Annotated in this window: 13 protein-coding genes; 7 read left to right on the plus strand and 6 right to left on the minus strand. The window is 71.6% G+C overall.

The window, feature by feature from the left end; translation table 11 throughout:
- Window positions 1-244 precede the first annotated feature (244 nt).
- The 4 genes from ACIODU_RS33065 to ACIODU_RS33080 form a co-directional block, all read right to left on the minus strand.
- A complete protein-coding gene (locus ACIODU_RS33065; protein ID WP_401772757.1) occupies window positions 245-1,192 on the minus strand; it encodes a carbohydrate kinase family protein in 948 nt (315 codons plus the stop codon).
- On the minus strand, window positions 1,189-2,097 hold the full coding sequence (locus ACIODU_RS33070; RefSeq protein ID WP_401772732.1) for a pseudouridine-5'-phosphate glycosidase: 909 nt from the start codon (window positions 2,095-2,097) through the stop codon (window positions 1,189-1,191). The genes ACIODU_RS33065 and ACIODU_RS33070 overlap by 4 nt, the downstream gene beginning before the upstream one ends.
- A gap of 230 nt (window positions 2,098-2,327) precedes the next feature.
- Window positions 2,328-3,557: a formaldehyde dehydrogenase, glutathione-independent gene (gene fdhA, locus ACIODU_RS33075; protein ID WP_401772734.1), complete on the minus strand. Its 1,230-nt coding sequence runs from the start codon at window positions 3,555-3,557 to the stop codon at window positions 2,328-2,330.
- A gap of 142 nt (window positions 3,558-3,699) precedes the next feature.
- Window positions 3,700-4,725, minus strand: a complete 1,026-nt coding sequence (locus tag ACIODU_RS33080) for a glycerophosphodiester phosphodiesterase (protein WP_401772737.1) — start codon at window positions 4,723-4,725, stop codon at window positions 3,700-3,702.
- A gap of 283 nt (window positions 4,726-5,008) precedes the next feature.
- Between ACIODU_RS33080 and ACIODU_RS33085 the strand changes: the two genes are divergently transcribed.
- The 6 genes from ACIODU_RS33085 (at window position 5,009) to ACIODU_RS33110 (ending at window position 13,349) form a co-directional block, all read left to right on the plus strand.
- Window positions 5,009-5,938 (plus strand): MHYT domain-containing protein, encoded by a 930-nt coding sequence (locus tag ACIODU_RS33085; RefSeq protein WP_356424392.1) that lies wholly within the window; start codon window positions 5,009-5,011, stop codon window positions 5,936-5,938.
- An 81-nt stretch (window positions 5,939-6,019) separates the two neighbouring features.
- Window positions 6,020-8,167, plus strand: a complete 2,148-nt coding sequence (gene uvrB, locus ACIODU_RS33090; RefSeq protein WP_401772741.1) for an excinuclease ABC subunit UvrB — start codon at window positions 6,020-6,022, stop codon at window positions 8,165-8,167.
- A 195-nt stretch (window positions 8,168-8,362) separates the two neighbouring features.
- The gene (locus ACIODU_RS33095; protein ID WP_161312108.1) at window positions 8,363-8,929 is read left to right on the plus strand and encodes a TerD family protein; all 567 of its coding nucleotides are present in this window, start codon (window positions 8,363-8,365) and stop codon (window positions 8,927-8,929) included.
- 240 nt (window positions 8,930-9,169) lie between these two features.
- Window positions 9,170-11,092, plus strand: a complete 1,923-nt coding sequence (locus tag ACIODU_RS33100; RefSeq protein WP_401772744.1) for a TerD family protein — start codon at window positions 9,170-9,172, stop codon at window positions 11,090-11,092.
- 225 nt (window positions 11,093-11,317) lie between these two features.
- On the plus strand, window positions 11,318-12,313 hold the full coding sequence (locus ACIODU_RS33105) for a TerC family protein (protein ID WP_356424384.1): 996 nt from the start codon (window positions 11,318-11,320) through the stop codon (window positions 12,311-12,313).
- Window positions 12,314-12,401: 88 nt separating this feature from the next.
- The gene (locus ACIODU_RS33110) at window positions 12,402-13,349 is read left to right on the plus strand and encodes a cytochrome c oxidase assembly protein (protein WP_401772747.1); all 948 of its coding nucleotides are present in this window, start codon (window positions 12,402-12,404) and stop codon (window positions 13,347-13,349) included.
- 27 nt (window positions 13,350-13,376) lie between these two features.
- On the opposite strand, the gene ACIODU_RS33115 is transcribed toward ACIODU_RS33110, so the two are convergent.
- Together ACIODU_RS33115 and ACIODU_RS33120 are read right to left on the minus strand one after the other, a co-directional pair.
- Window positions 13,377-14,030, minus strand: coding sequence for an MBL fold metallo-hydrolase (locus tag ACIODU_RS33115; protein WP_401772749.1), 654 nt, complete (start codon window positions 14,028-14,030; stop codon window positions 13,377-13,379).
- 10 nt (window positions 14,031-14,040) lie between these two features.
- Window positions 14,041-14,736, minus strand: coding sequence for a maleylpyruvate isomerase family mycothiol-dependent enzyme (locus tag ACIODU_RS33120; protein WP_401772752.1), 696 nt, complete (start codon window positions 14,734-14,736; stop codon window positions 14,041-14,043).
- A 250-nt stretch (window positions 14,737-14,986) separates the two neighbouring features.
- Between ACIODU_RS33120 and uvrA the strand changes: the two genes are divergently transcribed.
- The gene (gene uvrA, locus ACIODU_RS33125) at window positions 14,987-17,893 is read left to right on the plus strand and encodes an excinuclease ABC subunit UvrA (protein WP_401772754.1); all 2,907 of its coding nucleotides are present in this window, start codon (window positions 14,987-14,989) and stop codon (window positions 17,891-17,893) included.
- Window positions 17,894-18,122: the final 229 nt, after the last annotated feature.

The following is an 18,122-nucleotide window of genomic DNA, read 5'->3' on the forward strand; positions in this document are numbered from 1 at the left end:
GTGTGTAGACGTCGCAATCCACACCGAACCCGGAAGGCCCTCACCCATTCAAGATCCCTCAGCCGAGACCTGCGTCACTCGTCCACAACCTCCCGCGACAGAACACCTAGTGCTCTTCCCGCCCCGGCCCCGTCGGGCGGCCCCCCGCGCGGGTCACCGCGCGTCCGCGCGGACCCCCGGGACCGGTATCCGCCCCACGCGGCCCCGCCCTCCGGGCGGACCGTGCCCGCTCCGCGTGTGCGGCCTAGCACTCCTCCCGCCCCGGCCCCGTCGGGCGGCCCCCCGCCAGAGTCACCGCCGTCGCGCCCGCCCGGCAGCCCTCCTCCGCCGCCTCCGGCGGTTCCGCGCCCCTCAGGCGGGCCGCGAGGTACGCGCCCGTGAAGGCGTCTCCCGCTCCCGTCGAGTCGACCGGGCGCGTCGCGACCGGGGGTACGCGGGCCGTCACCTCGCCCGCCTCGGCCACCACCGCGCCCGCCTCGCCCAGGGTCACCACCGCCACCCGCGCCGGCCGGCTCAGCGCGGCCGCCGCCTTTCCGGCGTCCGCCAGGCCGGTGAGGAGGCGGGCCTCGTCCTCGTTGGGGAGAAGCGTTTCCGCGCCCTCGATCTCCGCCAGGAAGCGCGCCACGCCCAGCTCCTCGATGAACGCCACCGACGCGGGATCCACGCTCACCGCGACACCGCGCTCCCGCGCCGAGGCCAGTGCCGCCGCGGCGGCCCCCCGGCCGGCCTCGGAGAAGTACAGGTAACCCGACAGATGCAGCCGGCCCACCCCGTCCAGCAGCGACGGCGACCAGTCCTCGGCGGACAGCCGCACCGACGCCCCGCCGTCCGTGAGGAAGGTCCGTTCCGCGGAGGCGTCCACCAGCGAGATGACCGTGGCGGTCGGCACCTCGTCGTCCACGACGAGCCGCGCCCGTACCCCCGCGTCCCGCAGCGACGCCTCGTGCCACGCCCGCGCGTCCGTCCCCACCCGGGCCAGCAGCCGAACGTCCGCACACCCCCAACGGGCCGCCCAGCAGGCCGCGTTCGCCCCCGCCCCGCCCGGCAGGAGACGGATGCCGGCCGTCGTGTCCGTGCCGCGCGCCAGCGGTGACCGGTGGCGCGCCACCACATCGGTGGCCACGTCCCCGACCACCAACAACCCCCCACCGGCCCCGGACCCACCGCCCGGCCCGGGCGCCCGCCCCCTCACCACGCCCCCGCGATCCCCGCCGCCAGCCGTACGTTCCCCCGTACCGCCGCCAGGTTCGCCTCCAGCGACGCACCCCCCGTCCCGCGCACCAGGCGGTCCAGCAGGAACGGCGTGACGGCCTGGCCCGTCACCCCCGACTCCCGGCACGCGTCGAGCGCCTCCGCCAGCACCCTGTCATGCAGCTCCGGGTCCAACTGCTCCGACTCCGGTACGGGGTTGGCCACCACGATCGCCGCCTCCGGCCCGCCGAGCGCGTCCTGCGCCCGCATCACCGCCGCCACCTCGCCGGGCGTACGGACCGTCCAGTCGACGGGCTCGCCCGAGGACGACAGGTAGAAGCCGGGGAAGTACGCCGTCCCGTACCCGAGGATGCCGACGCCCAGCGTCTCCAGCCGTTGCAACGTCGCCGGCACGTCGAGGATCGACTTCACCCCCGCGCACACGACCGTGATCCGGGTCCGCGCCAGCAGCCGCAGGTCCGCCGACTCGTCCTGCGTCTCGGTCCATCCCCGGTGGACCCCGCCGAGCCCGCCCGTCGCGAACACCCGGATCCCCGCCCGCGCCGCGAGGAACGCCGTCGCGGAGACCGTCGTCGCCCCGCTCGCCCCCGCCGCGAGAGCCGGCGCCAGGTCACGATGGCCCAGCTTGCGTACGGAACTGTCCCCGGCGACCCGCTCCAACTGGGCCTTGGTCAGGCCCACATGGGCCCGCCCGTCCAGCACGGCCACCGTCGCGGGCACGGCGCCGCCGGACCGTACAAGCTCCTCCAGCTCTTCCGCCACCGCCAGATTGCGCGGGCGCGGCAGCCCGTGCGCGATGATCGTCGATTCCAGCGCGACGACGGGACGGCGCTCGGCGAGCGCGTCCCGTACCTCGGGGGACAGGTGCGTTGTGGTGTCTGACATGACCCCATCCCTGGCACGCGACGGGCCCGCGCAAACGTCCACGACGTCGCACGGGCCCCCTCAGCCCCACTCACTCACCCGGACCGCACCCCGGCCCCACTCACCCGGACCGCACCCCGGCCCCACTCACCCGGACCGCACCCCGGACCCACTCACCCGGACCGCGCCCCAGTCGCTCAGGCGGCCCCAGTCGCTCAGGCGGCCCCAGTCGCTCAGGCGGCCCCAGCCGCTCAGGCGGCCTCCGCGTGGTCCAGCGCCCCGTTCGGGTTCAGCACGTACTTCCGGCTCACGCCCCGGTCGAACTCCTCGTACCCCTCCGGCGCGTCCTCCAGCGGAAGAACCGTCGCGTTGACCGCCTTGGCGATGTGGATCCGGTCGTGCAGGATCGCCATCGCCAGCGCCCGGTGGTACTTCATCACCGGCGTCTGACCGGTCGAGAACGTGTGGCTCTTCGCCCAGCCGAGCCCCAGCCTGATCCGCAGCGTGCCGGACTGCGCGTCCGAGTCGATCCCCCGGGGGTCCTCGGTGACGTACAGACCCGGGATGCCGAGCGCGCCACCCGCCCTGACCACGCCCATCAGCGAGTTGAGGACGGTGGCCGGCGCGTCGTCGGAGTCCCGGCCGTGGGACTTGGCTTCAAAACCGACCGCGTCGATCGCCGAGTCCACCTCGGGAACGCCCAGGATCTGGGCGACCTGCTCCTCCACCGGGCCCTGGGCCAGGTCGATCGTCTCGCAGCCGAAGCTGCGGGCCTGCGCCAGGCGTTCGGTGTTGAAGTCCGCGACGATGACCACCGCGGATCCGAGCAGCTGCGACGCGGCCGCGGCCGCCAGTCCTACGGGCCCCGCCCCCGCGACGTACACGGTCGAGCCGGCGCCCACACCCGCCGTCACCGCTCCGTGGTAGCCGGTCGGCAGGATGTCGGTCAGCATCGTCAGGTCGAGCAGCTTCTCGCGGGCGGCCTCCGGGTCGGGGAAGCGCAGCAGGTTGAAGTCCGCGTACGGCACCATCACGTACCGGGCCTGCCCGCCGACCCAGCCGCCCATGTCGACGTAGCCGTACGCCCCGCCGGCCCGGGTCGGGTTGACGTTCAGACAGATGCTGGTCTGGCCCTCCTTGCAGTTGCGGCACCGTCCGCAGGCGATGTTGAACGGCACCGACACCACGTCACCGACGTCGATGAACTCGACGTCGGGACCGCGCTCCACGACCTCACCGGTGATCTCGTGCCCGAGGACCAGCCCCTCCGGAGCGGTCGTACGCCCGCGCACCATGTGCTGGTCACTGCCGCAGATGTTGGTCGCGAGCACCTTCAGGATGACTCCGTGCCGGCATTTCCGTCCGGCGTTCGCGGGATCCACCCCCGGGCCGGCCTTGAGTTCGAGCGTCGGGTATTCGGTGTTCCTGACCTCCACCTCACCCGGCTTGAGATACGTGAGTCCCGCGTTTCCCTCGGCCATGCCCGATCGCCGTCCCTTCGCCCTCAGGCTCTCCGCGTCCCGGCGGCCACGCGCCAACCGCGCGCGAAATCGCTCGTTTATCGCATCTCCATCCACGGTAGGTCCGGTACGGAAAGCGGGCAAACAGGGGAGAAGTTGCGAGTTACCCCGTGCTACGTAGGCGGCTCCGCGTACGTTCCGTGTCCCGTCCCTCCACCGCGTCCCGCACCACGTCCGGCCGGTTGGTGATGATCCCGTCGACCCCGAGCACCGCGACCCGTACCGCGTCCGCCGCCTCGTCCACCGTCCAGGTGCTGACCCGCAGCGGCTTGCCGTGCGGGCCCTTCAGCCGGTGCACCGCGGCCACGTAGTCGCCGGTGAGCGTGGCGTACTCCGGGTTGATCTGGTCCGCGAACGCCGCGTACGCCGGCAGATCGGCCACCGCCGGCGTGCCCAGGAAGCCCGTCGTGACGTCGGCCCGCTGCTCGCGCACCGCGCGGAGGCTCGCCGCGCCGAAGCTCTGGACGACGAGCCGGTCCGCCAGGTGCGCGCCGTCCAGCCAGCCCTCCTGCCGCAGCACGCGCAGGATGTCCGCCTCGATCCCCGGGTAGAGCTCCGGGCCCTTGATCTCCAGGAGCAGGTTCTGCCGGTTCTTCTCCACGGCGTTCAGATACTCCCTCAGCGTGGGCACCCGGACGCCCTCCCAGCGCGCGCCGAACCAGCTCCCGGCGTCCAGCCGGGCGATCTCGGCGGCGGTGAAGTCCCTGACCTGCCACGGAGAGCGGCCGGGGAAGACCCGCTCCACGTCGGTCGTCCTGCTGAGCGTGGTGTCGTGGACGACCACCAGCTCCCCGTCCCTGGTCCGCTGGACGTCGTTCTCCACCCAGTCGATGCCCAGGTCGCCCGCCGCGTCGACGGCGGCGAGCGTGTTCTCCGGCGCGCGGGCGGACGCGCCGCGGTGCGCGATGACCAGGGGCACGTCCGGGGGCGCGTCCGGCGGTGCGTCCGTGGACGCCCCGTTCCGCGGGTCCGTGGACCCGCCCTCCCGCACCCCCGCGAAAGGTGTCGTGGCCGCCCCCGCCCCCGCCCGCGGTGTCGAGGCCGCCGCCGCGCACCCCGGCAGGAGCAGCGCCGCGGCGCCCAGCAGCGCGGCCGTTGTCACTGAGGTCCGTGAGGTCCGTGCGTCCACGTGTACTCCTCGTCCTGGGATCCCTGGCATCCGGGCCGGCGGTCACGATCGGCCCGAGGGTGACAGCCCCCGGCCAACGGGGAGCGGGCGAGAACCGGACGCCGTGTGAAGCCATGGCGAGGGAAAGCCCTTTCCCGACCGCTTTTTCCGCCGTTTCCGGCCCAATGTCGACAAAACTCCGGGTAACTGTTTGCTTACGGGCCCGGCCGTCCTACCCTCGCCCCGAACCAGCGCTTCCGCACATGGAGCACATGGCGCACAAGGCGCGAAGGGGCATACCGCTATGCAGGGCACGATCGACGGATTCAGCCACGGTCCCGGCACGCTCGTGGCGGGCCTTCTGGTGGCCTGCCTCGGCGGCGTGCTCGGCCTGCTCTGCGCCGCGCGGTCGCTGCGCACCGCGCGGCCCTGGAAGCCGGGCAGACTCGCGCTGGGCGCCGCCGCCCTCGGCTCCGGTGTCTGGGGCATGTACCTGATCACGATGACCGGCTTCGCCGTCGAGGGGATGCCGGTCGACTACGACAGGTTCACGACGCTCGCCTGTCCGGTCGTCGGAAGCATGATGGCCGCCGCCGGGATCTTCGTCGTCGGCTACCGCGGGTTCACCCCGCTGGCCCTGGTCACCGGCGGGACCGTCACCGGCCTCTCCCTCGCCACCACCCACTACCTCGGCATGGACGCCGTCCGTCTCCCGGGGCGCCTTGAGTACGACACCACGACCGTCGCCCTCTCCGTCCTGATCGCGGTCGTCGGCGCGACCGCCGCGCTGTGGATCGTCGTCTCCCGGCGGGGGCTCACGCCCGTCCTGCTCGCCGGAGCGGTCGTGGGCGGCGCGGCGACCGGGATGCACTACGCCGCGATGGCCGCGCTGCGGGTCCGCGTGGACGGGACCGGCGACGGCTCCGGAAGCACCTCGCCGACGGGCTTCCTCGCCGCCCTCCTGATCGTTCCCGGGCTCGTCCTGCTGGTCACGGCCGTCGTCGTCCTGAGCGAGCCGCGCCGGGCCGCGTCCGACCGGCACGGCCCCGGAGGGTCCGGGTCCGCCCCGGCCGGACCGTGCGGGCGCGTCGGCGTCCCCCGCCAGCGGACCCGCCCGCGCCGGCCGGGCCGGGGCCCGTCCAGGCCCGCCCCCTGGGTCCCCGAGGGCGACCCGGCCGACCGGACGGCCGCCAGGACCCCGCGCGGCGGCTCCCCGGACTTCCACGACTGGTGACCGACCGGCGGCCGGAGCCCGTCACCGCAGGTCAGAGGGATCGCGACGCCGACTGTCAGTGCGGGGCCGTACGGTGGATCCATGCGGCCTGTTTCCCAGATCGAACGTACGGTGGCGCCTTTCGAGGTCGTCAGTTCCTACCAGCCCAGCGGCGACCAGCCGACGGCCATCGCCGACCTGGAGAAGCGCGTCCGCGCGGGCGAGAAGGACGTCGTCCTGCTCGGCGCGACCGGCACCGGCAAGTCGGCGACGACGGCCTGGATGATCGAGAAGCTCCAGCGGCCCACGCTGGTGATGGCTCCGAACAAGACCCTGGCCGCCCAGCTGGCGAACGAGTTCCGCGAGCTGCTGCCGAACAACGCGGTCGAGTACTTCGTCTCGTACTACGACTACTACCAGCCCGAGGCGTACGTCCCGCAGTCGGACACCTACATCGAGAAGGACTCCTCGATCAACGAGGAGGTCGAGAGGCTGCGCCACTCCGCGACGAACTCCCTGCTCACCCGCCGTGACGTGGTCGTGGTCGCCTCGGTCTCCTGCATCTACGGCCTCGGTACGCCGCAGGAGTACGTGGACCGGATGGTCCCCCTCAAGGTCGGCGCCACGATCGACCGCGACCAGCTGCTCCGCCGCTTCGTCGAGATCCAGTACACCCGCAACGACGTCGCGTTCGCGCGCGGCACCTTCCGGGTGCGCGGCGACACCATCGAGATCTTCCCGGTGTACGAGGAGCTGGCCGTCCGCATCGAGATGTTCGGCGACGAGATCGAGGCGCTGACCACCCTCCACCCGCTGACCGGCGAGGTCATCAGCGAGGACAACGAGCTGTACGTCTTCCCGGCCAGCCACTACGTGGCGGGACCGGAGCGCATGGAGAAGGCGGTCAACGGCATCGAGCGCGAGCTGGAGACCCGGCTCGCCGAGCTGGACAAGCAGGGCAAGCTCCTGGAGTCCCAGCGCCTGCGCATGCGGACGACGTACGACATCGAGATGATGCGCCAGATCGGCTCCTGCTCCGGGATCGAGAACTACTCGATGCACTTCGACGACCGCGGCCCCGGCACCGCGCCCAACACCCTCCTCGACTACTTCCCCGAGGACTTCCTGCTCGTCATCGACGAGTCGCACGTGACCGTGCCGCAGATCGGCGCGATGTACGAGGGGGACGCGTCCCGCAAGCGGACCCTCGTCGACCACGGCTTCCGGCTGCCGTCCGCCCTGGACAACCGCCCCCTCAAGTGGGAGGAGTTCCAGAAGCGGATCGGCCAGACCGTCTACCTCTCCGCCACCCCCGGGAAGTACGAGCTGTCGCGCGGCGACGGCTTCGTGGAGCAGATCATCCGCCCCACCGGCCTCATCGACCCGGAGGTCGTGGTCAAGCCCACCGAGGGCCAGATCGACGACCTGGTGCACGAGATCCGCGAGCGCACGGAGAAGGACGAACGCGTCCTGGTCACCACCCTCACGAAGAAGATGGCCGAGGACCTCACCGAGTACTTCCTGGAACTGGGCATCCAGGTCCGCTACCTGCACAGCGACGTCGACACCCTGCGCCGCGTCGAGCTGCTGCGCGAGCTGCGCTCGGGGGAGTACGACGTCCTCGTCGGCATCAACCTCCTCCGGGAGGGGCTCGACCTGCCCGAGGTGTCGCTGGTCGCGATCCTCGACGCGGACAAGCAGGGCTTCCTCCGGTCCGGCACGTCACTCATCCAGACCATCGGGCGCGCGGCGCGCAACGTCTCCGGGCAGGTCCACATGTACGCGGACACGATCACCCCCGCGATGGCGCAGGCCATCGACGAGACGAACCGCCGCCGCGAGAAGCAGGTCGCGTACAACACCGAGCGCGGTCTCGACCCGCAGCCCCTGCGCAAGAAGATCAACGACATCGTCGCGACGATCGCGCGCGAGGAGATCGACACGGAGGCCCTGCTCGGCACGGGCTACCGGCAGGGGAAGGACGGCAAGGCGGCCAGGACCGCCGTGCCGTCGCTCGGCGGCCCGGCCGCGAAGACCACGAAGGCCGCCAAGGGCGGCAAGGCGGCCGCTCAGGGCGCGGTGCTCACCGACCGCCCCGCCGAGGAGCTGGCCGGGATCATCCAGGAGATGACCGACCGGATGCGGGCCGCGGCGGCGGAGCTCCAGTTCGAGGTCGCCGCGCGGCTGCGCGACGAAGTGGGCGAGCTGAAGAAGGAGTTGCGGCAGATGAGGGAGGCGGGACAGGTCTGACGGCCGGGCGGGGGACGGGCGGTGCGATGTGTTGCAAGACCGACACAAAAACGGCCTGCGTCTCCTGCCGCGACGACGTGACTGCGTAGGGTGCTGCGCAACCGCACACGGACGGTTGCGGGGGAACCATTCGAGAGGGGACAGCGCGTGGTGGACGTATCCAAGGGCAGTGCGCCCGGGGGCCCTGGGGTCAACCTGACCAAGGGTCAGGCCATCAGCCTGGAGAAGCGGGGCGGAGGCACCCTGACCGCGGTGCGCATGGGGCTCGGCTGGCAGGCCGCGCCGCGCCGGGGCCTGTTCGGCTCCCGCACCCGTGAGATCGACCTGGACGCCTCGGCGGTGCTGTTCGCCGACAAGCAGCCGGTCGACGTGGTCTTCTTCCGCCACCTGGTCAGCGACGACGGCTCGGTGAAGCACACCGGCGACAACCTCGTCGGCGGCGCCGGCCAGGGTGGGGACGACGAGGCCATCCTGGTGGACCTGGAGCGGATCCCGGTCCACATCGACCAGATCGTCTTCACGGTGAACTCGTTCACCGGACAGACGTTCCAGGAGGTGCAGAACGCCTTCTGCCGCATTGTCGACGAGACCAACGGTCAGGAACTGGCCCGCTACACGCTCGACGGCGGCGGGCAGTACACCGCGCAGATCATGGCGAAGGTGCACCGCGACGGCGCCGGGTGGAAGATGACGGCCCTCGGGAATCCGGCCAACGGCCGCACGTTCCAGGACCTGATGCCGTCGATCCTGCCGCACCTGTAGGCACGACCCGCACGACCCGCACGACCCGCACGACCCGCACGGCCGGGCACGACACGCACGGCACGTACCGGCACACGCAGCTCCCGGAGGCAGGCCACGGCCGCCGGGAGCTGCACCGTTGCCACGCACGACACGCACCGCACACGGACACCGCACTTCCCGCACGCACCGCACCTCCCGCACCGCACCTTCCGCACCACACCACGCGCACCGCACGAGACCGACGAGGGGACAGAGGCGATGACGGCCGAGCTGGTCCGGGGACAGAACCACCCCCTGCCGCACACCCGACTGGAGATACGGGTGACGGCCGGCGCGCCGGTCCTGGCCTGCGTCACCCTCGCCGACGCCGCCGGCACCGTCCCCGGCACCGAGTGGATCGCCCACCCCGGCTCGCCCACCCTCCCCGGCGTCGAGGTCTCCCGCCAGGCCGCCGCCGGACTGCGCTTCCACGTCGACCTGGAAGCCGTGCCCGAGCGCGCCCACCTGGTCCACGTGCTGTTCGCGCTCCCCGAAGGCGTCGGCGGCCCCGACCGCTTCGGCAGCACGGCCGCGCCCTTCGCCGCCGTCACCTCCACGGACGGCACCGAGATCGCCAGCTTCACCCTCACCGCGCTGGACGCCGAGTCCGCCGTCGTCGCCCTGGAGCTGTACCGCCGCCAGGGTGCCTGGAAGGTCCGTGCCGTGGGCCAGGGGTACGCGGGCGGCCTCGCCGAGCTCTTCGGCGACCAGGGCCTCCCGGAGGCGCGCGCGTTCGCCGCCACCATCCAGGACGCGGTCGCCCGCCACCTGGCCAACGCCGTCCAGGCCCCCCTGCCCGGAGCCCCCGACGCGGCCCGCGTCCGCCCCGAGGCACCGCCGTCCGAGCCCGGGACCGCGCCCGCCGCGCCCGGCCCCGTACCGCACCAGCAGCCCGGCCCGCCCACCGGCGCGGGCGGAGCCGTCAACTACACGCACCCCGGCCGCCGTACGTCCACACCCCCGACCCCGCCGCCCCCGGCCGCCCCGCCCGCCGCCCCGGGACAGCCCCCGCGCCCGGTCGCGGGCGACGCGACGGGCTGGTCCATGGACGAGCGCCTGTACAACCAGGTCTGGGGCATGTTCGAGGACCTGGCCCGCGCCGTCGCCGCCTACCGCAGCGCGGTCGACTTCGCCGAGTCCCGGATGGAACAGGAACTGGACCGCGTCCTGTCCGACCCCCGCAACCGCATCGGCCGCGCCGGCGACACCGCCCGCGAGGCGGCCCGCGCCAAGCACGACGAGCTGGCGGCCCGCGCGCGTGAGGTCCTCGACCGCGACCTCGCCCAGCTCGCCGCCGAGACCGAGGTCGTCGAACCGGCCCTCCCGGCCGCCTATGCCGGCTGGGACAACCCCGTCTGGCACGCCTACCGCGTCCCGATGGAGATCCCCATGGCGCTGCGCCTCGGGGACGTCCACCTGCCCGAGCGCCCCGACCTGCGCATCCCGATGCTCGTCCGGCTGCCGCTGGAGCGCGGGCTGTGGATCGACAGCGGCCGGCTCGGCTCCGAGGCCGCCATGATGATGGACGAGGACCAGCTGCGCCGGCTGGCCATGGACACCGCCGTCATCCACGCCGGGCGCCTGCTGGCCGTCTACCCGCCCGGCGAGTTCACCGTCCACGTGATCGACCCCGCCGGATCGGGAGCCGCCGCGCTGGCCCCGCTGACCTCCTCGGGCGTCCTCGACGGACCGCCCGCCGCGGGCGCCGCCGGAGTCGCGGCCGTCCTCACGAAGCTCACCCAGCGCGTCGACCTGGTACAGATGGCCGTGCGCGGCGGCGCGGCCGAGTCGCTGCCGCCGGACCTCGACACCGCCGAGCAGCTGCTGATCGTCAACGACTTCCCGCACGGCTTCGACGACCGGGCCGTGACCCAGCTGCGCTACCTCGCCGACGAGGGCCCGTCGGTCGGCGTGCACCTGCTGATGGTCGCGGACCGCGAGGACGCCGACGCGTACGGACCGGTGCTCGACCCCCTGTGGCGGTCCCTCCTGCGGATCACCCCGATCCCGGACAACCACCTCGCCGACCCCTGGGTCGGCCACGCCTGGACGTACGAGCCGCCGACGGTTCCGCCGGGCAGCCGTGTGGTGGCCCAGGCACTCGAACAGGTGGCGGCGGCCCGTCGCGCATGGCGGCGCTGACCTGCGCTCTTGGGACTCCTTTACCTTTTTCTTTACCTTTCCTTGGTCTTTCCTGTACTCTTCTGGGTATCGGAGGGGAGTACTCCCGTACCGCGACGTACCCGTCAATACGGACCGCCATCGGTCCCGGGGCGCCGGCCCGGGGAGCGGCGGTGGCCGCCCGGGTGGAGGAGACCTCCGGCAGCGACGACGCTGATCTTGTAGCCGTACGACGCCGGAGGCGCAGTGGACGTGTCATGGATCCTGTGGGCGACGACCATTCTTGGTCTGTCCGCCTTGATCGCGGTCGACTTCTTCATCGGGCGCAAGCCCCATGACGTGTCGATGAAGGAGGCGGGCATCTGGACGGGTGTCTGGATCGCCCTCGCCGTGCTGTTCGGCCTCGGCCTGATGGTCTTCGGTACGGGCCAGGCCTCCGGCGAGTTCTTCGCGGGCTTCATCACCGAGAAGTCGCTCAGCGTCGACAACCTCTTCGTCTTCGTCCTGATCATGGCGAAGTTCTCGGTGCCCACCCACCTCCAGCAGCGGGTGCTGCTGATCGGTGTGCTGATCGCCCTGGTGCTGCGCGCGGTCTTCATCGCCGCCGGGGCCGCGATCATCGCCAGCTTCTCGTGGGTGTTCTTCATCTTCGGCGCGTTCCTGATCTACACCGCCTGGAAGCTCATCCAGGAGGCGCGCTCGGACGACGAGGACGAGGAGTTCGAGGAGAACCGCCTGCTCAAGTCCATCGAGCAGCGCTTCGGTGTCGCCGACAAGTACCACGGCACGAAGCTCTTCATCCGGAACAACGGCAAGCGGGTGCTGACCCCGCTGATGGTGGTCATGCTCGCCATCGGCACCACCGACGTGCTGTTCGCGCTGGACTCCATCCCCGCGATCTTCGGCCTGACCCAGGACCCGTACATCGTGTTCACCGCCAACGCCTTCGCCCTGATGGGACTGCGGCAGCTGTACTTCCTGATCGGCGGACTGCTCAAGAAGCTGGTCCACCTCAGTTACGGACTGTCGGTCATTCTGGGCTTCATCGGTGTGAAGCTGGTGCTGCACGCGCTGCACGAACAGGGCGTCGGTGTCCCGGAGATCTCCATCCCGGTGTCCCTGGCGGTCATCTGCGGTGTCCTGATCGTCACCACGATCACCAGCCTCATCGCCTCCAGGAAGCAGACCGAGCGGGACGCGGCGGAGGCCGCCGCCTCCGACAAGGACAGCATCGAGGCCTGACCCGACCCGCCTCCGGCCCTCCGCCGCCCCCGGTCTACCGTGGGCGGCGGAATCGTACGCCGGGGGCGAAAAGGGAAGAAGGCGCGCCGTGCTGCCCGAGCTGACGCTCGCCCGGGGCCTGTCCTCGTGGCGGCTGGACCCGGTGGCGCTGGCCGCCGTGGCCGTCCTGGGAGGGGCGTACGGCACCGGAGTGGCGCGGCGCCGGCGCGCGGGGAACAGCTGGCCCGCCGCCCGGACCGCCGCCTTCGTGGTGCTCGGCCTCGGCACGGTCGTGGTCGCGACGATGTCGTCCCTCGCGGTCTACGACCGGGTGCTGTTCTGGCCGGCGGCCGTACAGAACATCCTGCTGGACCTCCTCGCGCCCCTCGGCCTGGCCCTCGGCGACCCCCTGGGCCTGGCCGCCCCCGACGGACCGCTGCACCGGGCGGTGACGTCAGCCCCGGCCAGGGTGCTGACGTACCCGCTGGTCAGCTCGCTCGTGGTGCTGGCGTCGGAGCTGACCCTCTACTTCACGCCGTACTTCACGGCGTCGCTGCACAGCGACGCGGTCCGCCGGCTGATGCAGGCGCAGCTGCTGCTCACCGGCTGTCTGTTCGTGCTGCCCATGCTCACCGGCCGCGACCTGCTGCCCCGCTGGTGCACCCACCCCGTCCGGGCCGCGCTGGTCTTCCTGGACGGGCTGTTCGACTCGGTCCCCGGCATCGTCGTCATGACCAGCGGTACGTCGGTCGCCGGGCGCTGGTACGCGGCCCAGGGGCGGACCTGGGGGCCCGGTGTGCGCCAGGACCAGCGGCTCGGCGGCGGGCTGATGCTGAGCCTCGCGGAGCTGGTAGCGCTGCCGTTCCTGATCGCCGTCTTCGCCGAGTGGTGGCGCGCGGACCGGGCGAAGGCCCACGACCTGGACGCCCGCCTGGACCGTGAACTGGCCCCGGTGACCGCGCCCGCCGGGGCGGACGTACCGGGACCGGATCGCGTACGCCCCTGGTGGGAGACGGACGACGGCGAGGTCGGCCGGCGCATGCGCGACGGCCGCTGACCTGGGCCCCCGTACCGGCGCGGGCGGCTACCAGCCCCGCGCCCGCCACTCCGGCAGGTGCGGGCGCTCGGCCCCGAGGGTGGAGTCGTCGCCGTGGCCGGGGTAGATCCAGGCCTCGTCGGGCAGCGCCGCGAAGATCTTCGATTCGAGGCCGTCCATCAGCGTGCCGAAGTCGGTGGGACTGCCGGTGCGCCCCGGACCGCCGGGGAAGAGGCAGTCGCCGGTGAAGACGTGCGGGTGGCCGTGCGGGTCGTCGTAGATCAGCGCGATCGAACCGGGCGTGTGCCCCACCAGGTGGACGGCGGTCAGGCCGACCGCCCCGACCCGGATCGTGTCCCCGTCCTCGACCAGCACGTCGGTGGGGACGGGGATGGCGTCGGCGTCGTACCGCCCCGCGTACGTACGGGCTCCGGTGGCCGCCACGACCTCCGCGAGCGCCTGCCAGTGGTCCTGGTGGCGGTGGGTGGTGGCGACGGACGCGATGGAGTCGTCGCCGATCAGGGTCAGCAGCGTCGCCGCGTCGGCCGCCGCGTCGATCAGCAGTTGCTCGCCGGTGGCCCGGCAGCGCAGCAGATAGGAATTGTTGCCCATCGTGCCGACCTCGACCTTGGAGATCACCAGATCGGGCAATTCGTGCACATCCGCGGGTCCGCCGACCTTCACCGCTCCGCTGTACGTCATACGGCTCAGCCTATAGCGGGGGCAGGACGGGAAGGGGGCCGCCCGCGAACTCCAGTGCGGATCCGTCCCGGCGGCCCGCGAGCCACCCCATCAGGTCCGGCGCGGGCCCCGTGACGGTCTCCGGCCCGTCGCCGCCGGAGGGAGCGCGGCCCGTCCGCCAGGTGCGCCCCCCGGGGGTGGCGAGGGTCAGCGGCGGGACGGCGGCGTTCCCCGAGAAGCGGTCCGCGAGGAAGTCGATCTCGCGTTCGGTGAACTCCTCGGAGAGGTCTTCGAGCATCTGGTCGAGACCCAGGTCGACGTGGTGCAGCTCGACCTCGATCCAGCGCCGGAAGGGCACCCGCGAAGCGGCGTCGGTCACACCGTTGCGCAGGGTGACGGTACGGGTCCAGTCGGCGGGGACGGCCGCGGAATGATGGAAGCGGGCCGCGGTGTTACGTACATCGGCGAGGTGGACGTCGAGGGCCCTGGACGCGTCCCGCTCGATGTCCGCGTCCCGGGTGGCGCCGTCGGTGTACATGGGCCGGCCTTCGAGGACGTTGACCAGAGCGTCCGCGTTCCGCGCGAGATGGGCCAGGACGTGTCCCCGGCTCCAGCCCGGCAGCCGTGACGGCGCGGCGAGGGCGGCGTTGTCCAGTGAGGCGACGGCGAGGAGGAGCCGTTCGTCCGCCTCCCGCAGAGAGGCCAGGTCCCGTACGTGATCAGTCATGAAACCGACGATAGCGACCGCCAGAGACCACGCCGCCACCCGATCGGGTGAAGGCGGCGGAGAACGGCCGTAAATCGAATGCACGTGCTATAAGCTCGGAAGAGGCATCCTGGCATGTAGGCAGAACCACGCGGGCACCCGAGAACAGGGCTCCCCGTGCACCCCATCGCTCCGGCGCGAACCCTCCGGGCCCCGAGGCCCGGAAGAGGGGCGCGCCCCTGCTTCTCTTCTCAGAAAGGTGCGGACCGGCGTGGCCGACCGTCTCATCGTCCGTGGCGCGCGCGAGCACAATCTCAAGAACGTCTCGCTCGACCTCCCCCGTGACTCCCTCATCGTCTTCACCGGGCTCTCCGGGTCGGGCAAGTCCTCGCTCGCGTTCGACACGATCTTCGCCGAGGGGCAGCGCCGGTACGTGGAGTCGCTGTCCTCGTACGCCCGGCAGTTCCTCGGTCAGATGGACAAGCCGGACGTGGACTTCATCGAGGGCCTGTCCCCGGCCGTCTCGATCGACCAGAAGTCGACCTCGCGCAACCCGCGCTCGACGGTCGGCACGATCACCGAGGTGTACGACTACCTCCGGCTGCTCTTCGCCAGGATCGGGAAGCCGCACTGCCCCGAGTGCGGCCGGCCGATCTCCCGCCAGTCGCCGCAGGCCATCGTGGACCGCGTCCTGGAACTGCCCGAGGGCAGCCGCTTCCAGGTCCTCTCGCCGCTCGTCCGCGAGCGCAAGGGCGAGTTCGTGGACCTCTTCGCCGATCTCCAGACGAAGGGGTACAGCCGCGCGCGGGTCGACGGGCAGACCGTCCAGCTCACCGAGCCCCCCACGCTCAAGAAGCAGGAGAAGCACACCATCGAGGTGGTCGTCGACCGCCTCACGGTGAAGGACAGCGCCAAGCGCCGGCTGACCGACTCGGTGGAGACCGCGCTGGGCCTCTCCGGCGGCATGGTCGTGCTCGACTTCGTGGACCTCCCCGAGGACGACCCCGAGCGCGAGCGGATGTTCTCCGAGCACCTCTACTGCCCGTACGACGACCTGTCCTTCGAGGAGCTGGAGCCCCGCTCCTTCTCCTTCAACTCGCCCTTCGGCGCGTGCCCCGAGTGCAGTGGTATCGGAACGCGCATGGAGGTCGACCCGGAGCTGATCGTCCCGGACGAGGACAAGTCCCTGGACGAGGGCGCCATCCACCCCTGGTCCCACGGCCACACCAAGGAGTACTTCGGCCGGCTGATCGGCGGGCTCGCGCAGGCCCTCGGCTTCCGTACGGACATCCCGTGGGCCGGACTGCCCGCGCGCGCCAAGAAGGCCCTGCTGTACGGCCACAAGACGCAGGTCGAGGTCCGGTACCGGAACAGGTACGGGCGGGAGCGCGCGTACACCACCCCCGCCTTCGAGGGCGCGGTCTCCTTCGTGAAGCGGCGGCACAGCGAGTCCGAGACGGACTCCAGCAGGGAGCGCTTCGAGGGGTACATGCGCGAGGTGCCCTGCCCGACCTGCCACGGCACGCGCCTCAAGCCGATCGTCCTCGCGGTCACGGTCATGGACAAGTCCATCGCCGACATCGCGGCCCTGTCGATCAGCGACTGCGCCGAGTTCCTGGGCCGCCTCAAGCTGAACGCGCGCGACAAGAAGATCGCCGAGCGGGTGCTCAAGGAGGTCAACGAACGGCTGCGGTTCCTGGTCGACGTCGGCCTGGACTACCTGTCGCTGAACCGCGCGGCGGGCACCCTGTCCGGCGGCGAGGCCCAGCGCATCCGGCTCGCCACCCAGATCGGCTCCGGCCTGGTCGGGGTGCTCTACGTCCTGGACGAGCCGTCCATCGGCCTCCACCAGCGGGACAACCACCGGCTGATCGAGACCCTGGTCCGGCTGCGGGACATGGGCAACACCCTGATCGTCGTGGAGCACGACGAGGACACCATCAAGGTCGCCGACTGGGTGGTCGACATCGGCCCGGGGGCCGGTGAGCACGGCGGGAAGGTCGTGCACTCGGGCCCGTTGAAGGGGCTGCTGACCAACAAGGAGTCGCTGACCGGCCAGTACCTGTCCGGGAAGCGGTCCATCCCCACCCCGGAGATCCGGCGGCCCGTGGACCCCGGCCGGCAGCTCACGGTCCAGGGCGCGCGGGAGAACAACCTCCAGGACATCGACGTGTCCTTCCCGCTGGGCGTGCTCACGGCCGTCACCGGGGTTTCGGGCTCCGGGAAGTCGACCCTGGTCAACGACATCCTCTACACCCACCTGGCCCGCGAGCTGAACGGCGCGAAGTCCGTGCCCGGGCGGCACACCCGGGTCGACGGCGACGACCTGGTCGACAAGGTCGTCCACGTCGACCAGTCGCCCATCGGCCGCACGCCCCGGTCCAACCCGGCCACGTACACCGGCGTCTTCGACCACGTCCGCAAGCTCTTCGCGGACACGATGGAGGCGAAGGTCCGGGGGTATCTCCAGGGGCGCTTCTCCTTCAACGTGAAGGGCGGCCGCTGCGAGAACTGCTCCGGCGACGGCACGATCAAGATCGAGATGAACTTCCTGCCGGACGTGTACGTCCCCTGCGAGGTCTGCCACGGGGCGCGCTACAACCGGGAGACGCTGGAGGTCCACTACAAGGGCAAGTCCATCGCCGAGGTCCTCGACATGCCGATCGAGGAGGCGCTGGACTTCTTCGAGGCGGTCCCGGCGATCTCGCGCCACCTCAGGACGCTCAACGAGGTGGGCCTGGGGTACGTACGCCTGGGCCAGTCCGCGCCGACCCTCTCGGGCGGCGAGGCGCAGCGCGTGAAGCTCTCCAGCGAGCTTCAGAAGCGCTCCACGGGCCGCACGGTCTACGTCCTGGACGAGCCGACGACCGGGCTGCACTTCGAGGACATCAGCAAGCTGATCAAGGTGCTGTCCGGGCTGGTCGACAAGGGCAACACGGTGATCGTGATCGAGCACAACCTGGACGTCATCAAGACGGCGGACTGGGTGATCGACATGGGCCCGGAGGGCGGGAACGGAGGCGGTCTGGTGGTCGCGGAGGGGACGCCGGAGCGGGTGGCGGGGGAGGCGTCGAGCCACACGGGCAAGTTCCTCCGCGAGATCCTTGACCCGAACGAAATCCTGGACGCGACGCCGAAGAAGCCGACGCGGCGGCCCCGCAAACCCGCGTCTCGCTGACCGCGCCGCGGTCGTGCTTGTCCTCGCGCCGGACGGGCGTCTGCGCCCAGGTGGTGGGCGCGCCTTACTGATGTCCTCAATCGCCGGACGGGCTTGGGTGTGTCGTGGTGGCGGGGGGCGGGGCCTGCGGAGGTACGTATGTCCGGACTGCATGTTTTACGGCGCGTGCACGAACTCGTTTCGTTAACGGTAGTCATGCGCCACAAAACACGCTTTACGTCCGGACACA

It is taken from the genome of Streptomyces sp. NPDC088261, assembly GCF_044740805.1.
GTDB lineage: Bacteria > Actinomycetota > Actinomycetes > Streptomycetales > Streptomycetaceae > Streptomyces.